General features: G+C 34.7%; 12 protein-coding genes. 11 read left to right on the top strand and 1 reads right to left on the bottom strand.

What is annotated here, in order from left to right; genetic code table 11:
* Position 1: 1 nt before the first annotated feature.
* A complete protein-coding gene (locus Q0857_RS00860; protein ID WP_298530790.1) occupies positions 2-1,201 on the bottom strand; it encodes a Pycsar system effector family protein in 1,200 nt (399 codons plus the stop codon).
* A 206-nt stretch (positions 1,202-1,407) separates the two neighbouring features.
* On the opposite strand from Q0857_RS00860, the gene msrB reads away from it, so the two are divergent.
* The 11 genes from msrB (at position 1,408) to Q0857_RS00805 (ending at position 16,928) form a co-directional block, all read left to right on the top strand.
* On the top strand, positions 1,408-1,869 hold the full coding sequence (gene msrB / locus Q0857_RS00855; RefSeq protein ID WP_298530789.1) for a peptide-methionine (R)-S-oxide reductase MsrB: 462 nt from the start codon (positions 1,408-1,410) through the stop codon (positions 1,867-1,869).
* Positions 1,862-2,398, top strand: a complete 537-nt coding sequence (msrA, locus tag Q0857_RS00850) for a peptide-methionine (S)-S-oxide reductase MsrA (protein WP_298530788.1) — start codon at positions 1,862-1,864, stop codon at positions 2,396-2,398. Before msrB ends, msrA begins: the two co-directional genes overlap by 8 nt.
* Before the next feature lie 6 nt (positions 2,399-2,404).
* Entirely contained in the window at positions 2,405-2,926 is a 522-nt protein-coding gene (locus Q0857_RS00845; RefSeq protein ID WP_298530786.1) for a peroxiredoxin, read from the top strand.
* Positions 2,923-3,177, top strand: coding sequence for a glutaredoxin domain-containing protein (locus Q0857_RS00840; RefSeq protein WP_298530783.1), 255 nt, complete (start codon positions 2,923-2,925; stop codon positions 3,175-3,177). Before Q0857_RS00845 ends, Q0857_RS00840 begins: the two co-directional genes overlap by 4 nt.
* Positions 3,174-4,736 (top strand): YdiU family protein, encoded by a 1,563-nt coding sequence (locus Q0857_RS00835; RefSeq protein WP_298530780.1) that lies wholly within the window; start codon positions 3,174-3,176, stop codon positions 4,734-4,736. Before Q0857_RS00840 ends, Q0857_RS00835 begins: the two co-directional genes overlap by 4 nt.
* Positions 4,736-5,251, top strand: a complete 516-nt coding sequence (locus Q0857_RS00830) for a peptide-methionine (S)-S-oxide reductase (protein WP_298530778.1) — start codon at positions 4,736-4,738, stop codon at positions 5,249-5,251. Before Q0857_RS00835 ends, Q0857_RS00830 begins: the two co-directional genes overlap by 1 nt.
* Positions 5,248-6,468: a bifunctional alpha/beta hydrolase/OsmC family protein gene (locus Q0857_RS00825; protein WP_298530776.1), complete on the top strand. Its 1,221-nt coding sequence runs from the start codon at positions 5,248-5,250 to the stop codon at positions 6,466-6,468. The genes Q0857_RS00830 and Q0857_RS00825 overlap by 4 nt, the downstream gene beginning before the upstream one ends.
* A 95-nt stretch (positions 6,469-6,563) precedes the next feature.
* Complete coding sequence (locus Q0857_RS00820) at positions 6,564-10,262, top strand: metallophosphoesterase (RefSeq protein ID WP_298530773.1); 3,699 nt, start codon at positions 6,564-6,566, stop codon at positions 10,260-10,262.
* 168 nt (positions 10,263-10,430) lie between these two features.
* The gene (locus Q0857_RS00815) at positions 10,431-12,695 is read left to right on the top strand and encodes a TolC family protein (protein WP_298530770.1); all 2,265 of its coding nucleotides are present in this window, start codon (positions 10,431-10,433) and stop codon (positions 12,693-12,695) included.
* 16 nt (positions 12,696-12,711) lie between these two features.
* Positions 12,712-13,806 (top strand): efflux RND transporter periplasmic adaptor subunit, encoded by a 1,095-nt coding sequence (locus Q0857_RS00810; RefSeq protein WP_298530767.1) that lies wholly within the window; start codon positions 12,712-12,714, stop codon positions 13,804-13,806.
* Positions 13,807-13,811: 5 nt separating this feature from the next.
* Complete coding sequence (locus tag Q0857_RS00805) at positions 13,812-16,928, top strand: efflux RND transporter permease subunit (RefSeq protein ID WP_298530764.1); 3,117 nt, start codon at positions 13,812-13,814, stop codon at positions 16,926-16,928.
* Positions 16,929-16,956: the final 28 nt, after the last annotated feature.

The raw sequence follows: 16,956 nt of genomic DNA, 5'->3' as shown, positions 1-16,956 counted from the left end.
TCTATCCAATCTCAACACTTTGGAAAGCAATTGCAAAAGCTAAAACACTTATAATTATACCAACCATGAACACTGAGTAGGTAATTCTAAGTATTTTATATTTTCTATCTAAAACCAAACCTAGGAAATATAGATCTTTTTTCATTGAGGAATATAGGTAGTCTCTATCTTGCATCATCTCACTCATGGCCCATTCGAAGTCATTAAGGCTCATTTTATGAAAATTACCAAAGAATAATAAATTAACCTTTTTATTTGCCACATCATCTTTTGTAAACTTTCCACTGGTAATATTTGGTCTAGTTGCAAGAATGGATAATATCATTGATACCACGGTGAATAGTACAAAAATTACAGTTGGTATAATAAGATAGGCATTGGATGCATTATCCAATTTTGAAACCAAATTAGATAAAACCATAGATATTATAATAGCATTAACAGAAAGTAAAATATTGGCTTTTGTATCAGCAATATTACTAAGTTCCATGTGGTTTTTTAGTGTTACTCTAAACATAGTTTCTATACCACGCTCTGGTAATTCCACCTTATTTTTTTTAAAGCTTAAAGCGTCTTTTTTCTGATTTGCCTTTCTGTTTTCGGCGTCTAATTTTTTCTTGGCTTTTAATAATTCAGAAATGTTTTTACCTTTTCGTTTGTCCCAATTTAAAGCGGCTTCTGTTGTGTTAAAACGATGTTTGGTGGATAAGAATGCTATATTTTCATCAAGCCACTCAGCCTCTGTTAAGTGTTTGTTACAAGTTAATTCCCATTCTTTTTTTAGAAGTTCTGATACTTCAAGATACGTTTTGCTTCCTATATGCGAGCAGTCTGCATCTCTTATTATTTTCTCTAACTTACTTTTAGGAGTGTACTCCATTTTGGTTGCTAAAATAAGATCACAGATAATTTCGATATCCTTTTCAGGACATTCTTGCTCTTTTAAAAATGTTTTGGCAATTTTAACGCTTTCTTCTTCATGGTTTTTTATGTCCTTTGTGTAACCTGTATCATGAAGCCATGACGCAAGTGTAACGTGATTTTTTTCAACCTCAGTTAAATTTGATTGTTCAGCCAACAACTGTGCTTTTTCTACAACACGCTGTGTATGCGTTAAATTGTGGTATAGAAAAGAAGCGTCTAACTCCTCGTTTAGTAATTTAGTTGTGAATTTTTCGGCCTCAACAATAAGCTTTTCCATGAGTTAACATTGTTTATAAAGTAAAAATACTAAAACTTTAAGGATTTAGGTTTTGAATTAGGTTAACGGTTTAATTGGTCGAAAATTTCATAAATGCTATCAAAATGTGCAAACTATTAAGGAATGTAATTTTTTGAATGTAATTTCGACTACCTTTATATTCAAAAGCATATAATAATTAACTAAAAAAAGAAAGGAAACATTTTATGCTAACTTGGAAAGAAGTCATTAGTTTTTCCGTAAATGGAAATCCAACTCCAGACCAACGGGTGAAAAAATCAGAAAGCCAATGGAAGGCTTTATTAACTCCAGAGCAATATAGAATTACCAGGCTTAAGGGTACAGAAAGGCCTCATAGTGGAGTGCTTTGTTCAATTTATGACGAAGGCAAGTATAATTGTGTGTGTTGTAATACACCGTTGTTCGATTCTACTATTAAATTTAGTTCTGGTACCGGTTGGCCTAGTTTTACCCAGCCTATTAAAGAAAATGCTATTAAATATGAACGAGATACCACCTTTGGAATGGTGCGTGTTGAGGTGATGTGTAATACCTGTGATGGGCATTTGGGACATGTGTTTCCAGATGGGCCAGAGCCAAGTGGGTTAAGGTATTGCATTAATTCAGAATCGATGAAATTAGAAACTAAGGAGGTCGAAAATGAATAAAAATTTGCAACTAGCCACTATGGGAGGTGGATGTTTTTGGTGTACAGAAGCTGTATTTCAAGAAGTGAAAGGTGTAGAATTGGGTGTTTCCGGGTATTCAGGGGGAAATGCGCCTGGGCATCCAACATATCGCGAAATTTGTTCGGGACTTACAGGGCATGCGGAAGTGGTTCAGGTTACTTTTGATGCGGATGTGATTTCGTATGAAGAAATTCTAATAATTTTTATGACCACGCACGATCCTACAACTTTAAATAGGCAAGGAGCGGATAGGGGTACGCAATATCGGTCGGTGATTTATTATCATAACAATAAGCAAAAGGCAATTGCGGAGGTTGTTTTGAAGGAGGTTGCGTCTTATTATGAAAACCCAGTTGTTACAGAAATAAAAGCTTTAGATGTGTTTTATGAAGCAGAAAAAGAACATCAAGATTATTACAGGAATAATCAAGCGCAAGGCTACTGTAGTTTCGTAATCACTCCAAAGTTGGCCAAATTACGTAAGCTTCATGCAGATAAGTTGAAGTGATTAGAGATGAAAATTAAATTTAAAGAAAGGGATAATTATATGGCTAATCAGTTAGATCATGTTAATGTTTTTAAAGCACCAGAATTTGATGTTGTTAACTGGATTGATGTTTTTGGAAATAAAACTAAACCTATAAAGCTCTCGGATTATAAAGGAAAGTTCAAGGTCGTTTTTTGTTTTCAGAGTTGGTGTCCTGGTTGCCATAGTAAAGGTTTGCCCAATTTAAAAAAAATGGTTGAAGCATTAGAAACTAATAATAATGTTGCTTTTTTAGCAGTGCAAACTGTATTTGAAGGGCATCATGAAAATACCTTTGAAAAACTAGGAGAGACTCAAAAGAAATATGATTTAAAGATTCCCTTTGGTTATGACGCTGGAGATGATGGAGAATCTATTTCTAATATTATGAAAAATTATCAAACAGGAGGAACACCTTGGTTCTTATTTATTGATAAGTACGATAATGTTGTGTTTTCAGATTTTCACTTGAATCCGGATGCAGCCATTGAGCTTCTTAAAACGATGTGATTTTGAAATCAAGAATTAATCTTTATGGCATCGAAAGGTGCCATAAAACGAGCTACTATAAAAAGTATTTAGATGATTTGAACCTGAATTATAAGTTTCTTGATGTTGAATTAGATGAAGTTGCTTCGGAAACTCTAAGAAATCTATATGAAAACAGAAAACTCAATTTTCCTACTATAACTATAGGGGATAAGAAATTAAGAAACCCATCTGATGCCTCTTTAAAAAAGTGGATTGAAAAGTTAATATGAAGATAAATATAAAAGATAAGTTTAATAAAGAATTACCAGCAGATCCTATTCTTGAGAACACAAGACGTCAGGTTACTGAAGCATGTTATTCTTTTATATCGCCTAGGGAAACTACGAAACCAGAGTTACTTCATGTGTCTTCTGAAATCTTAGAAAATATAGGTCTTTCAGAAGCAGATATTAAAAGTGAAACGTTTTTAAAAGTTTTTACTGGAAATAATGTGATACCAGATACAAAGCCTTATGCCATGTGTTATGGCGGGCATCAATTTGGTAATTGGGCTGGGCAGTTAGGAGATGGTCGTGCAATCAATTTATTTGAAGTAGAGCATAATAATCAGAATTGGGCATTACAATTAAAGGGAGCCGGAGAAACACCTTATTCCAGAACCGCCGATGGTTTGGCTGTTTTAAGGTCTTCAATTAGAGAGTATTTATGTAGTGAGGCTATGTTTCATTTAGGCGTGCCAACCACTAGAGCCTTGTCTTTAGCATTATCAGGAGATAAAGTGTTGCGAGATGTTATGTACGATGGCAATTCAGCCTATGAAAAAGGAGCTATAGTGTGCAGGGCAGCTGAATCTTTTTTGCGATTTGGAAATTACCAGATATTTGCGGCCAGACAAGATCATGACCGTTTAAAAATATTAGTCGATTATACTATTAAACATCATTTTTCAGAATTAGGCACACCATCAAAAGAGACATATATTCAGTTTTTTAAAGAAGTAACTAGTCGCACGTTGAAGATGATTATTCATTGGCAGAGGGTTGGTTTTGTGCATGGTGTCATGAATACCGATAATATGTCTATTCTAGGCTTAACTATTGACTATGGTCCGTATGGATGGCTAGAAGGTTACGATTTTGGCTGGACACCAAATACAACAGATAGACAAAATAAACGATACCGCTATGGAAATCAACCTAATATTGGTCTATGGAATTTACTTCAATTGGCAAACGCGATTTATCCATTAATTGAAGATCCAGAACCTTTAGAGGCTATTTTAAATCAATACAAAATTGATTTTGATGCAGGTAGATTAGATATGGTTCGTTCTAAATTAGGACTGGAAATTAAAGAAGATAATGACAAGGACTTTATTTTGGAATTAGAAGATGTTTTACATTTTACTGAAACAGATATGACCATTTTCTTTAGGAATTTGAGTGATTTCAAAAAGAAGGATGTTTTAGGCGGATTGAGAGTGATTCAAGACGCGTTTTATAAACCCGATGAGCTTACTGGAAACATAGAAAAACGCTGGGTTGACTGGTTTGAAAAATATGCCCAAAGGTTAAATAGGGAATCGTTGTCCGATTCTAAGAGAAAGGCAAAAATGAATAAGGTTAACCCTAAGTATGTTTTACGAAATTACATGGCTCAGTTAGCAATTGATGATGCAGATGAGGGTAATTATAAATTGATTGACGAACTATTTCAACTGTTAAAACACCCTTACGAAGAACAGCTTGAATATCAAAAATGGTTTGCCAAACGACCAGATTGGGCACGACATAAAGTGGGGTGTTCTATGTTGTCGTGTAGCTCGTAGTGGAAACAATTCAGAAAATAGCATTTGGAGGAGGGTGTCATTGGTGTACAGAGGCTGTATTTCATTCTTTGATTGGTGTTTCTAAAGTTGAGCAAGGGTTTGTTGCTTCAATAGGGGATAATAGCTCGTTTTCTGAAGCTGTTATCGTGCATTTTGATTCTGAAGATATTTCTCTTAAAATATTGATAGAGATTCATTTACATACCCATAAAAGTGAATCTAATCATTCCATGAGAACTAAATACCGTTCAGCGGTCTATGTGTTTTCAGAGGAGCAAGAACGAGAATCGAAAGAAATTCTAGCATCGTTTCAACTTCAACTTAAGAACAAATTAATTACACGGGTGTTGATGTTTAATAGTTTTAGAGCCTCAAGGGAACAAATTCAAAACTATTACTTTAAAAACCCTAAGAAACCTTTTTGTGAAAATTTTATTAATCCGAAACTAGACCAATTGTTAATGCAGTTTTCAATATACACCGACAAGAAAAAATTAAAACACTTAAAAAAATGAGTAGTTTAAAACTTAGTATTCAAAATGAAAAAGGGCTCAAATTACAAGCTTTTTTGGAGTTACCTGCTGATCAAAAACCAAAACATTATGCGATTTTTGCACACTGTTTTACATGTAGCAGTACCTTAGGAGCAGTAAAGCACATAAGCAGGTCTCTAACAACGTATGGTTTTGGTGTGGTGCGCTTTGATTTTACAGGTTTAGGGAAAAGTGAAGGTGAATTTTCTGAAAGTTATTTTTCTGCGAATGTTAAGGACTTACTAGCTGTTAGTGATTATTTAAAAGAGTATTATCAAGCGCCAACATTATTAGTTGGGCATTCTCTTGGCGGAGCGGCTGTGATAGTTGCTGCTTCAAAATTAGAAAATGTTAAAGCAGTGGCCACAGTTGGTGCACCAGCAACGGTAAGTCACGTAACTCACCTGTTTTCTCATGGTATTGATGAGGTAAAGGAGAAAGGTGAGGTAGAAGTGAGTATTGGTGGTCGGCCTTTTAAAATTAACGAAGAGTTTGTTGAAGATTTTGGTAAAACAGATTTACCAGAAATTACAAAAAACTTGAGAAAGCCTCTTTTAATAATGCATGCGCCATTTGACCGAATAGTTGGTATTGAAAATGCGCATAAATTATACCATGACGCACATCACCCTAAAAGTTTTGTAAGTTTAGATAATGCAGATCATTTATTGACGAATCCTAAAGATAGTATTTATGTTGGTAATATGATTGGGGCCTGGGTTCAGCGCTATTTTCAACAAGAAGAAAATAGTATGTTGGATACAGCTGGGGAACAATTAGTGGCTCATTTAGATTTAATTGAAGATAATTTTACAACAACTATTCAAACTAAAAAGCACAGTTTTATTGCTGATGAGCCAAATAGTGTTGGTGGTGATGATTTTGGGCCCTCGCCTTATGATTATTTAAGTGCGGGACTTGCAGCCTGTACTGTCATGACACTTAAAATGTATGCAGAACGTAAAAAGTGGGATTTAAAAGAAGTGTATGCCCATATTACCTATTCGAAAAAACATAGTGATGATTTAATGCTTGATCTGGCAGAACCCAAAAGAATGGATTATTTACAAAAACGATTAAAGTTTGTTGGTGATTTAGATGATGTACAAAAAGCTAAGTTAAAGGAAATAGCGTCTAAATGCCCGGTACATAGAACTTTAATATCAGATACTATAATAGAAACACAAGTTATAGATTGATCTGATTAACATAGTTATATTGCAATTTTTCTTTTATTTTTATATCTATATATTGTTTGATGCATTCTGGAGTATCAATAAAGCGTAAACCAAGCATGAAGTTTTTTAAATATTGTCTCATTATTGCCATTTTAGTAGTTTTAACGGCTTGCGCAACTTACGAGGCGCAATATGTTAATGAAGAGCATATAGGAATAAAATTTCCCGATAAGGAAATAGCACATTCTTTTTATTTAATTGGTGATGCCGGTAATTCCCCAATAGGAACTTCTTCAGATGCTATGAAGGCTTTTAAGTCTGAATTACAAAGTGCATCAGAAAATAGTAAAGTAATTTTTCTGGGAGATAATATCTATCCTAAAGGGATGCCTAAAAAGAGAGATGAAGGACGTGCTTTTGCAGAATACCAACTTGATATTCAAACTGAAGCCGTAAAAGATTATAAAGGTGACGCTGTTTTTATTCCGGGAAACCACGATTGGTATAGTGATGGATTAAAAGGCTTAAAGCGACAAGAAGAATATATAGAAAAGGCTTTAGGAAAAAACACTTTTTTACCAGAAAACGGTTGTCCAATTGAACGTGTTACTATTTCTGATAAAATAGTTCTTATTATTGTTGATTCTGAGTGGTATATGACAAATTGGGATAAGCACCCTGCCATTAATGATGAATGTGAAATAAAAACAAGAGAGAGGTTTTTTGATGAGTTTGAGGGGGAAATAAAAAAGGCACGAGGTAAAACAACCTTAGTTGCTATTCATCACCCTATATTTACTAATGGTTCTCATGGGGGGCAGTATTCTTTCAAAAGTCATATGTCTCCACTCCCTATTTTAGGCACAGTAAAAAATATTGTGAGGAAAACAGGTGGAGTAATTACTGTTGACGATCAAAATATGCGTTACAATCAGTTCAGAAAACGTATTATAACACTTGCTCAAGAAAATGATAAAACTATTTTTGTTTCAGGCCACGATCATAACTTGCAATATCTTGTCGAAGATAATTTACCTCAAATAGTGAGTGGAGCAGGCTCTAAATCAAATCCAACACGCAATGTAGGCGGAGGTAAATTTTCTTATGGAGCTCAGGGTTATGCAAGATTAGATGTTTTTAAAGACGGGTCTTCATTTGTTCGGTTTTATTCTAATAATAAAGTTGTCTTTCAAACAGAGATCTTTCCTGAAGATCGTAAAAAAGTATTCACTACCTACCCGAAATCTTTTCCAAATAATAAGGTTGCATCTATTTATACCGAAAAGGAAGTTAATAAAACAGGGGTTTATAAATGGCTTTGGGGTGATAGATATCGAGATGATTACGGGGCAGGAGTTATGGCGCCAACTGTTGATCTTGACACGTTATTTGGGGGTTTGAGGCCTGTTAGAAAAGGAGGAGGTCATCAGTCAAAGTCACTAAGATTAAAAGATAAGCAAGGGCGTGAATATGTTATGCGGGCACTTCGAAAAAATGCCGTTCAGTATTTGCAAGCCGTTGCATTTAAGGATCAATATATTGAAGGGCAGTTTGATAATACTATTACTGAAAATTTACTACTCGATGTATTTGCTGGGTCACAACCCTATGCACCATTTACAATTGGCAAAATGTCTGATGCCGTAGGAGTTTATCATACTAATCCTGTATTGTATTACGTGCCAAAGCAAAATGCACTAGGGCATTTTGCAACGGAGTTTGGTGATGAATTGTATATGATTGAGGAACGAGCGTCTTCAGGGCATGGCGATAAAGCGAGTTTTGGATTTTCAAATAAACTTATTAGTACAGATGATTTATTAAAAAAATTAGCAAAAGATGAGGACTTTGTAGTTGATGAAGCATCATATATAAGGGCTAGACTGTTTGATATGCTAATTGGTGATTGGGATAGGCATGAAGATCAATGGCGCTGGGCTGAATTTATAGAAAAAGGGAAGAAGGTTTATAGGCCAGTGCCACGAGATAGAGATCAAGCCTTTGCTATTATGGATGATGGAGCTCTTTTGAGTGTGGTTACTGCAATTTTACCTGCGGCCAAAGGCTTGAAGAGTTATGAAGAGGAATTAAAAAAACCAAAATGGTTTAACATGTCACCTTACCCACTTGATATGGCTTTAATTAATGAGTCAAGTAAAAGCGTGTGGGACACACAAGTGGATAGAATAGTAAATAATTTAACAGATCAGGTTATTAATGAGGCATTTTTAGATTTCCCTCCTGAGATCAATCAAAATACTGTAAATGAAATCAAGAAAAAGCTGAAAGGTAGACGTTCTAACCTTCAAAAAATTTCTGATACTTATTATTATCATATTAATAAATGCGCTGTAATAAAAGGGACGCATAAAGATGATTGGTTTGATGTTGAACGTCTAAATGATGGACAAACAAAAGTTACCGCTTACAGAATAAAAAAAGGAGTAAAAGCTGATAAAATTCATGAACGTATTTATAATATATCCGAAACAAAGGAAATTTGGATTTATGGGTTAGATGATGACGATCGATTTGAAGTTTTTGGAAATGGAAATAAACTCATTAAGGTTCGGCTTATTGGTGGTCAGAATAGGGATATTTATAAGGTTAAAACCGGAGAGAAACTCACGATTTACGATCAAAAGAGTAAAGAAAATGAGTTTGTAACGAATAAAGGCAAACAAAAGTTAACTGATGATTATGAAACGAACATCTACGATTATAAAAAATTAAAGAATAGTACAAATCAATTTATGCCAGCATTGGGAGCAAATCCAGACGATGGTTTTAGAATTGGTTTTATTAATAGGTTGACTAATTATGGTTTTGAGCGAAACCCCTTTAGTTCGCAACATACTATTGCGGCTTCGTATTATTTTGCTACTAATGGGTTTGATTTTGGATATAGAGGGGAATTTGCAAATGTGTTTGGCAGTGTTAATTTAAGATTGGATGGTAGATTTACAAGTCCAAATTACGCAATAAACTTTTTTGGTTATGGTAATTCAACACCAAATTATGAAGCAGATGATAATGACGGCATAGACGTCGATTTAGATTACAATCGTGTAAAACTACAAACTCTTAGTTTTATACCAAGTTTGGTTTGGAGAGGACAGATTGGAGGTAGTTTTGTACTGGGTTTGTCTTATGAGTCAATTGAAGTAGAGGAAACAGAAGGACGATTTATTAACGATGCCTTTTTAGGGGATAATGTGGGGTTTAAGGATGATTTTTATGGGATTAGCGCTTGGTATAAGTATGAAAATAAAGATAATAAAGCTTTTCCAACTTTAGGGATGTTATTCTCATTCAAGACAGGTTACAAAAATAATATTAATGAATCTAAAGGGTTTGCTTACGTTATTCCCGAATTAGGTTTTGATTATAAATTGGTTCCTAATGGGCAGTTAGTCTTAGCAACGAAGTTGAAGGGTCATGTTAATTTTGGAGATAATTTTGAGTTTTATCAAGCCGCAAACATTGGGGCGAATAATGGTTTAAGAGGATATAGAAATGAACGTTTCACAGGGAAAAGCGCTTTTGCTCAAAGTTCAGATTTGCGTCTAAATTTGAGTAAGGTAAAAACAGCGCTAGTACCTCTTTATATCGGATTTTACGGTGGGTTTGATTATGGACGTGTATGGGTGGATGATAATTTAGTGTTGGATCCAAGTTACAATACCGGTCGTTGGAATACCTCTGTAGGCGGAGGTGTTTTTATTAATGCTGTAGATTTAATGACTTTTAATTTATCTGCTTTTCATAGTGATGACGGGCTGAGATTGGCTTTTAAATTAGGTTTTGGCTTTTAATTGTTCTATTTTTTTATATTAACTTACCTTTTGTTAGTAACGCAATAAGAAGTATTTTTACTTAATAATATTCTAAAAATGAAAATGTTGAAAAACTTCTTTTTCTTATTCATATTCCTACTGTCACTAACGATAACAGCACAAACCAAACCCGAATACAAAATCGGTATGTTACTTGAGAAGGATACAGGTGAGATTGAAAATTTGCTTGATGGCCTTAAAAAAGAAATAACAGCAGTTGTAGGGGAAGATGCAGATATTAATTTTGCAGATTCTAGCGTCTTGATTAATGATTTTGATCTTTTAAAAGCAGAACAAAATTATAACATATTATTAAAAGGAGACATAGATATTATTCTTTCATTTGGTGTAACCAACAATAGAGTTGTGGCTAGGCAGAAGGATTTTCCGAAGCCAACAATTCTATTTGGTTCTGCAAGTCGTGAAATTCTAGATAATTTTGATGATGAATTAGCTTCTACCAATATAAAGAACTTTACTGCCATCATTACACCACAGTCTTACAAGAATGATTTAAAAACTTTAAATGAAATTGCAAACTCAAAAAATATAGGTGTTTTAATAGAGGACGGTTTCTTGAAAAATCAGCCATTAAGGGAAACATTTGATGATATTGAAGAAGAACTTAATATTATTGTAACCCTTATTCCATTCAATACGCTCTCCGATATTATTGAAAGGATTGACGGCTATGATGGCATTTATTTGGCAGGAGGGTTTTACTTAACTAATGATGAAATTAAGCAATTGGCTGATGTTTTAATTGAAAAAAGAATACCCTCTATTACGGCAACAACAATTAAGGATGTAGAGAATGGTATTATGGCCTCAAATCATGATCAGTCGGAGTTGAATCAGTATTTTAGGCGTATTGCATTAACTGTAGAGAGTGCTGTTTTAGGTGAGGATTTGTCTAAATTACCAGTAAAAGTTGATGTTGATGAAAACTTATCTATAAATTATATCACGGCCGAGAAAATTGGTATTCCTTTAAAATATAGTCTTATTGCAACTACAAATTTAATTGGAGACCCTAACACAAAATCTTCTGGTAAAAAGTACAATTTGATTGAAGTGATGAAGGAAGCCATTGCTGAAAATTTGGAATTGGAAACTTTTAGGCAAGATGTTTTATTAAGTGATGAGGACGTTAGAACGGCCAAAAGTAATTATTTGCCTAATCTATCAGTAGGAGCAGCAGGGGCATATACGGACCCTGAATTTGCAGAGACAGCAGCGGGAAGAAATCCTGAGCTATTAGCTAATGCAAATGTAAATCTAACACAAACTGTATTTTCAAATGAAGCTGGTGCTAATATTACCATACAAAAAGCATTACAAAAAGCACAACAAGAAAATTATAATAGTGAAGCTTTAAATACTGTATTTCAAGCGTCAAGTATTTATTTTCAAACTTTGATTCTTAAGACAAATGTTTCTATAAGAAGTCAGAATTTAGATTTAACAAAGTACAATTTAAAAATTGCTCAGGAGAATTTTGAAGCTGGACAAGCTGGAAAGTCCGATGTTTTAAGATTTAGAAGTGAAATGGCCCAAAATACTCAAGAATTAATTGAAGCTAGAAATCAATTGAATCAGTCATTTTTTGAATTAAACCAGATCTTGAACAATCCAGTTGATACTCCAATTGATGTTGAGGAAGCAGAACTTAGTAAAGGGATTTTCGAATCATATAATTATGAACAGCTGGGAGCCTTTATAGATGATCCTACATTGAAAAAGCCTTTTGTGGATTTTTTAGTTCAGGAAGCGATAAACAATGCGCCAGAGTTGAAAGCATTAGATTATAATTTGGAGGCTGCGTTGAGAAGTGAAAAACTTTATGGGGCTGGGAGGCTTTTGCCAACTTTAGCCTTACAAGGGCAGTACAACTATGAGTTAGGAAGGTCTGGGACAGGTACAGAATTTCCAGTTTTCATACAAGAGCCGCCTTTAGGGTATTATAATGTTGGCTTAAGTTTGAAATTGCCTATTTTCGATCAAAACAGACAAAATATTAATAAGCAAATTGCGACTATTCAAAAAGATCAAATTAATGTTTTTCAAGATAATGTAAAGCTAAGTGTTGAACGAAATATAAATGATGCCGTTCTAGAATTAGTAAATCAAATAGCTAATATTCACTTATCTAAATTAGCAGAAGAAACTGCAAAAGAGGCTTTAGAATTAACGCAAACTTCATATGCTAATGGGGCCGTGAATATTGTTCAGTTGCTTGACGCACAAATAAATTATTTGGAAGCTCAACTGGCAAGTTCTACTGCTAACTATAATTATTTATTGAGAACGATGCAGTTGGAGCGCTATATTGGCATGTTCTTTTTGTTGGAAACGGAAGAGGAAAAGCAAGAGTTTATTAATCGTTTTTTAGAATTCAGTAGTAATAATTAATTTAAGGTTTAAAGAGATGAAGATTAAGTTAAAGCAAAACTATGGTGTCATTGGAATACTAATTCTACTGTTCCTAATCAGTTGCGGAAAAAAGGAAAAGGAAGAGGAAGCTCCTGTTAGACCGGTTAAATTTGAAAAAGTCGCCTATTTAGGAGGTGATAAAGTCCGTTCTTTTAGCGGTACAGCCAAAACAGAGAAAGTGGTAAATCTTAGTTTTAGAAGCACTGGAATTATTACTGAACTAAATATGAAATTAGGTCAGCAAGTGAAAAAAGGAGAGCTTTTAGGACGTTTGGATAATGTGTCTGCGCGTTTAAACTATGAGTCTTCTATTGAGCAGATGAATAGCTCTGAATCGCAGATGAATACAGCTAAATTGAATTTGAATAGAGTTAAGAAACTATATGAAAAAGGAAGTTCATCATTAAGTGATTATGAGGATGCTAAGAACTCATATCGTACAGCTGTAGCTAGTTTTGAGTCTTCAAAACGAAGTGTTGCTATTCAAAAAGATCAAATACAGTTTGGTTACTTATATGCCCCGGAAGACGGCGCCATTGCATCTGTGTCTGCAGAAGTTGATGAAAATGTTACTCCTGGCGAACCTATTGGAGTTTTAAACGCTGGAACGGCGATAGAGATTTCACTAGGTCTTCCCGAATCTGTAATTAATGCAGTTAAAAAAGATATGAAAGTGAAGGTGAGTTTTTCAGCATTAAAAGGAGAAAAATTTAACGCTGTTATTACAGAAGTAGCTCCGGCGCTCGATAGAAGCACATCAACCTATCCAATAACAGTTATGGTAACAGATTCAGATGAAAGAATAAAAAGTGGTATGGCGGCTAACGTGTTATTTGAGTTTGTTGATAAAACTATCGCAGATGATATATTGGTTGTGCCTGCAAGCTCTGTTGGAGAAGATGGAAATGGAAGGTTTGTTTTTATCGTGCAAGGAGAAGGCGAGACAGGCAATGTTAAAAAACAGGCTATTAAAATTGGAAACCTAACTCCGGAAGGATTTGAGGTAGTCGAAGGGCTCAAAATAGGGCAGAGGGTAGCAACGGCTGGTCTACAAACATTACTTAACGGACAGGAAGTAAAACTAAATTAAGCTACATGAATTTAACGGCGTTTTCAATTAATAGAAACCGTATTACGTTTACGGTCTTGGCAACCATAATTATCATGGGGTTATTCATGTATACCGGTTTGTCTAGAGATAGTATGCCACCATATACAGTAAGGGTTGCAAATATAGTGTCTTCTTTTCCTGGGTCTAGCCCAGAACGTGTTGAGCAACTAGTGACAGATAAGGTTGAAAAAGTAGCCCAAGAATTACCCGAACTTAAGGAAGTAACAAGTACTTCGCGTTCTGGTTTATCTGTAGTTACAGTAGAATTGAAAGATGAAGTGAAGCCGGAAGATCTTCAGGCAGTATGGGATAGATTAAGACGAAAGTTAGATAAAATTGAAGGATTGCCTTCGGGAGTTGTTCCAGATCTTGATGACGATGGTATTGGTGAGGTTTTTGGTATAGCCGTGGGCCTTGTTACAGATGGCTTTTCGTATGCTGAAGCCAAGGAATATGTTGATGATATTAAGGACGATCTTATTAAGCTTGAACTTGCTGCTAAGGTGGAATTAGGAGGGGTTCAGGATGAGCGTATTTTTGTGGAGTTTGATAATACCAGATTGAAGGAGTACGGACTGTCATCATCCAAACTGCAAAATATCATAGCATCGACAAATATTTTAAGTTCTGGAGGGGAAATAAATTTAGAAGACGAACGTGTTATACTAGAACCTACGGGGAATTTTAATTCTGTAGAGGATATTAAAAAGATGCTAGTCCCTGTAGGAGAAGATGGCGCTCAACAAGTTTATTTAGGAGATATAACCACAGTGGTAAAAGGTTATATTGATCCACCAAAACAAGTCGTTACTGTTAATGGTCAAACTGCTATTTCGATGCATGTTAGCCTTAAAGAAGGTGCGAACGTTATCCAATTAGGTACCGATATTAATGAGGTATTGGAGACTTGGGAAAGGAAGTTGCCCGTTGGCTTAGAACTTAAAAGATTATCGTCTCTAGATACTTATATCGATGTTAAGATTAGTGATTTTATTGTAAATCTTATTCAATCCATTGTTATTGTATTAATTGTTATGCTCGTATTCTTAGGCTTAAGAACAGGTGGTATAATTGCGAGTTTAATTCCTATGGTGACTATAATGACGCTTATGGTTATGGGGGTTATTGGAATGGGCTTGAATCAGGTAACTTTAGCGGCATTGATTATGGCACTTGGGATGATGGTAGATAATGCTATTGTTGTAGCCGAAACAGTTATGGTTAAAATGGAAAAGGGTATTGAGGCCAAAAAAGCAGCAATTGATGCCTGCTCAGAACTCTTTACACCGCTATTAATTTCAACACTAACAACATCAGCAGCATTCTTGGCGTTTTACCTCGCTGAATCTACAATGGGTGATATTGTAGGACCTATTTTTGTAGTGATATCTATTGCATTGTTATCCTCTTGGATTTTAGCATTAACTGTTATTACGCTATTGTGCTTTTTATTTTTAAAAATAACTCCTAAACAAGACAAGGAACCTAGTTTTATTGATAATATTATTAATAAGTTAAAGGTTTATTATAAGGATTTAATTCTTTTTGCCTTGGCTTACAAGCGTATGGTTTTAATTGCTATAGTCGGCTTCTTTTTTCTATCGCTTTATGGGTTTGGATACATTCCATTTATTTTCTTTCCAGATAGTGACAGGAATATGATTACAATAGATATTAATTTGCCACAAGGAACCAGGGTTGAAGCGACACAGTCTTTAATTAGAGAAATAGAGTCCTATATGGAAGCCGAGTTATTGGTTAGTGAAGACAGACCAAATGGTATTTCTGATTGGTCTTCTTATATTGGAGAAGGACCAGAATCGTATGATTTAGGTTATACTCCAGATGAACCCGATCCAAGTTATGCGCACATGCTTGTAAATACCTCAGACTTTATTTACAATAATGAAATAGTTGAGAAATTAGATACGTATTGCTTTAATAATTTTCCAAATGCAGATGTGAAAGTTGGACTTTTAGGTTCGGGAGGAGGAGGGACTCCAATTGAAATAAAGATTTCTGGTGATGATCCGGATGTTTTGTCTGAATTATCAGAAGAAACCAAGCAGAAATTAACCAAAGTTTTTGGAACTAAAAATGTTAAAGATGACTGGGGACCAAAAACGAAGAAGTTTGTTGTAAATATCGATCAAAGTAAAGCGCAATTAGCAGGAGTCTCAAGTGCAGATATTGCTACTTCGCTTCAAACTGCTTTAGATGGTTTTCAGACTGGTGAGTATAGGGAGGATGATAAGTCTATCCCCATTTTAATGCGAAGTACAGAAAGCCAACAGCAAACCTTAGCTTCTATTGAAACCCTAAATATATTTGCTCAAAGTTCTGGAAAAAGTGTCCCGCTTTTACAAGTTGCAACAATTGATCCACAATGGCAATATGCTAAAATAAAACGTCTGGATATTGATAGAACCATAAATGTAAGTAGTGAGTTGAATGAAAATGGTAATGCATCCGCTATAATGAAAGAAATGACACCTTATCTGGTTGAGGCTTCTAAAACTTGGCCGGAGGGGTATACCTATAAATTTGGTGGTGATGCTGAAAATACAGCAGAAAATATGGGTGCTGTTTTGGGCTATCTTCCGCTATCAGGTTTTATAATTATACTACTATTAATTATACAGTTTAACTCAGTAAGGAAAACAGTTATGGTGGCTTCAACAATCCCTTTAGGTATTATTGGAGTTGTAATTGGATTATTAATTTTTCAAGAACCTTTTGGGTTTATGCCGTTTTTAGGGGTTATTTCACTTGCAGGTATTGTGATTAATAATGCCATTGTATTGATTGATCGTATTCAGATAGAAGAAACGGAATTAAAAAGACCCATTCAAGATGCTATTATTGCAGCTTGTTTACAACGATTTAGACCTATTTTGTTGGCCACATTTACCACAGTACTTGGCTTAATACCTTTGTATTTAAGTGGAGGAGAAATGTGGGAAGGTATGGCTGTTAGTATTATGGTAGGTTTATTATTCGGTACGGTTATAACCTTGCTTTTTATTCCGTCGTTTTATAGTATATTGTTTAGGGTGACTTATAAAGATTATAAGTTTAACGATGAACTTCTTAAAGATTAGATGTTATCTAAGCTACATAAAATTAGGT

It is taken from the genome of uncultured Algibacter sp. (assembly GCF_947495925.1).
GTDB lineage: Bacteria > Bacteroidota > Bacteroidia > Flavobacteriales > Flavobacteriaceae > Algibacter_E.
Note: the sequence above shows the minus strand (reverse complement) of the source record. Positions and strands in the feature narration are given on the sequence as shown.

Bases quoted from the DNA above. Each gene is read 5' to 3' on its own strand.
- Q0857_RS00860 (WP_298530790.1), bottom strand. From the start codon at position 1,201: ATGGAAAAGCTTATTGTTGAGGCCGAAAAATTCACAACTAAATTACTA.
- msrB (WP_298530789.1), top strand. From the start codon at position 1,408: ATGCTAACTTGGAAAGAAGTCATTAGTTTTTCCGTAAATGGAAATCCA.
- msrA (WP_298530788.1), top strand. From the start codon at position 1,862: ATGAATAAAAATTTGCAACTAGCCACTATGGGAGGTGGATGTTTTTGG.
- Q0857_RS00845 (WP_298530786.1), top strand. From the start codon at position 2,405: ATGAAAATTAAATTTAAAGAAAGGGATAATTATATGGCTAATCAGTTA.
- Q0857_RS00835 (WP_298530780.1), top strand. From the start codon at position 3,174: ATGAAGATAAATATAAAAGATAAGTTTAATAAAGAATTACCAGCAGAT.
- Q0857_RS00825 (WP_298530776.1), top strand. From the start codon at position 5,248: ATGAGTAGTTTAAAACTTAGTATTCAAAATGAAAAAGGGCTCAAATTA.
- Q0857_RS00820 (WP_298530773.1), top strand. From the start codon at position 6,564: ATGAAGTTTTTTAAATATTGTCTCATTATTGCCATTTTAGTAGTTTTA.
- Q0857_RS00815 (WP_298530770.1), top strand. From the start codon at position 10,431: ATGTTACTTGAGAAGGATACAGGTGAGATTGAAAATTTGCTTGATGGC.
- Q0857_RS00810 (WP_298530767.1), top strand. From the start codon at position 12,712: ATGAAGATTAAGTTAAAGCAAAACTATGGTGTCATTGGAATACTAATT.
- Q0857_RS00805 (WP_298530764.1), top strand. From the start codon at position 13,812: ATGAATTTAACGGCGTTTTCAATTAATAGAAACCGTATTACGTTTACG.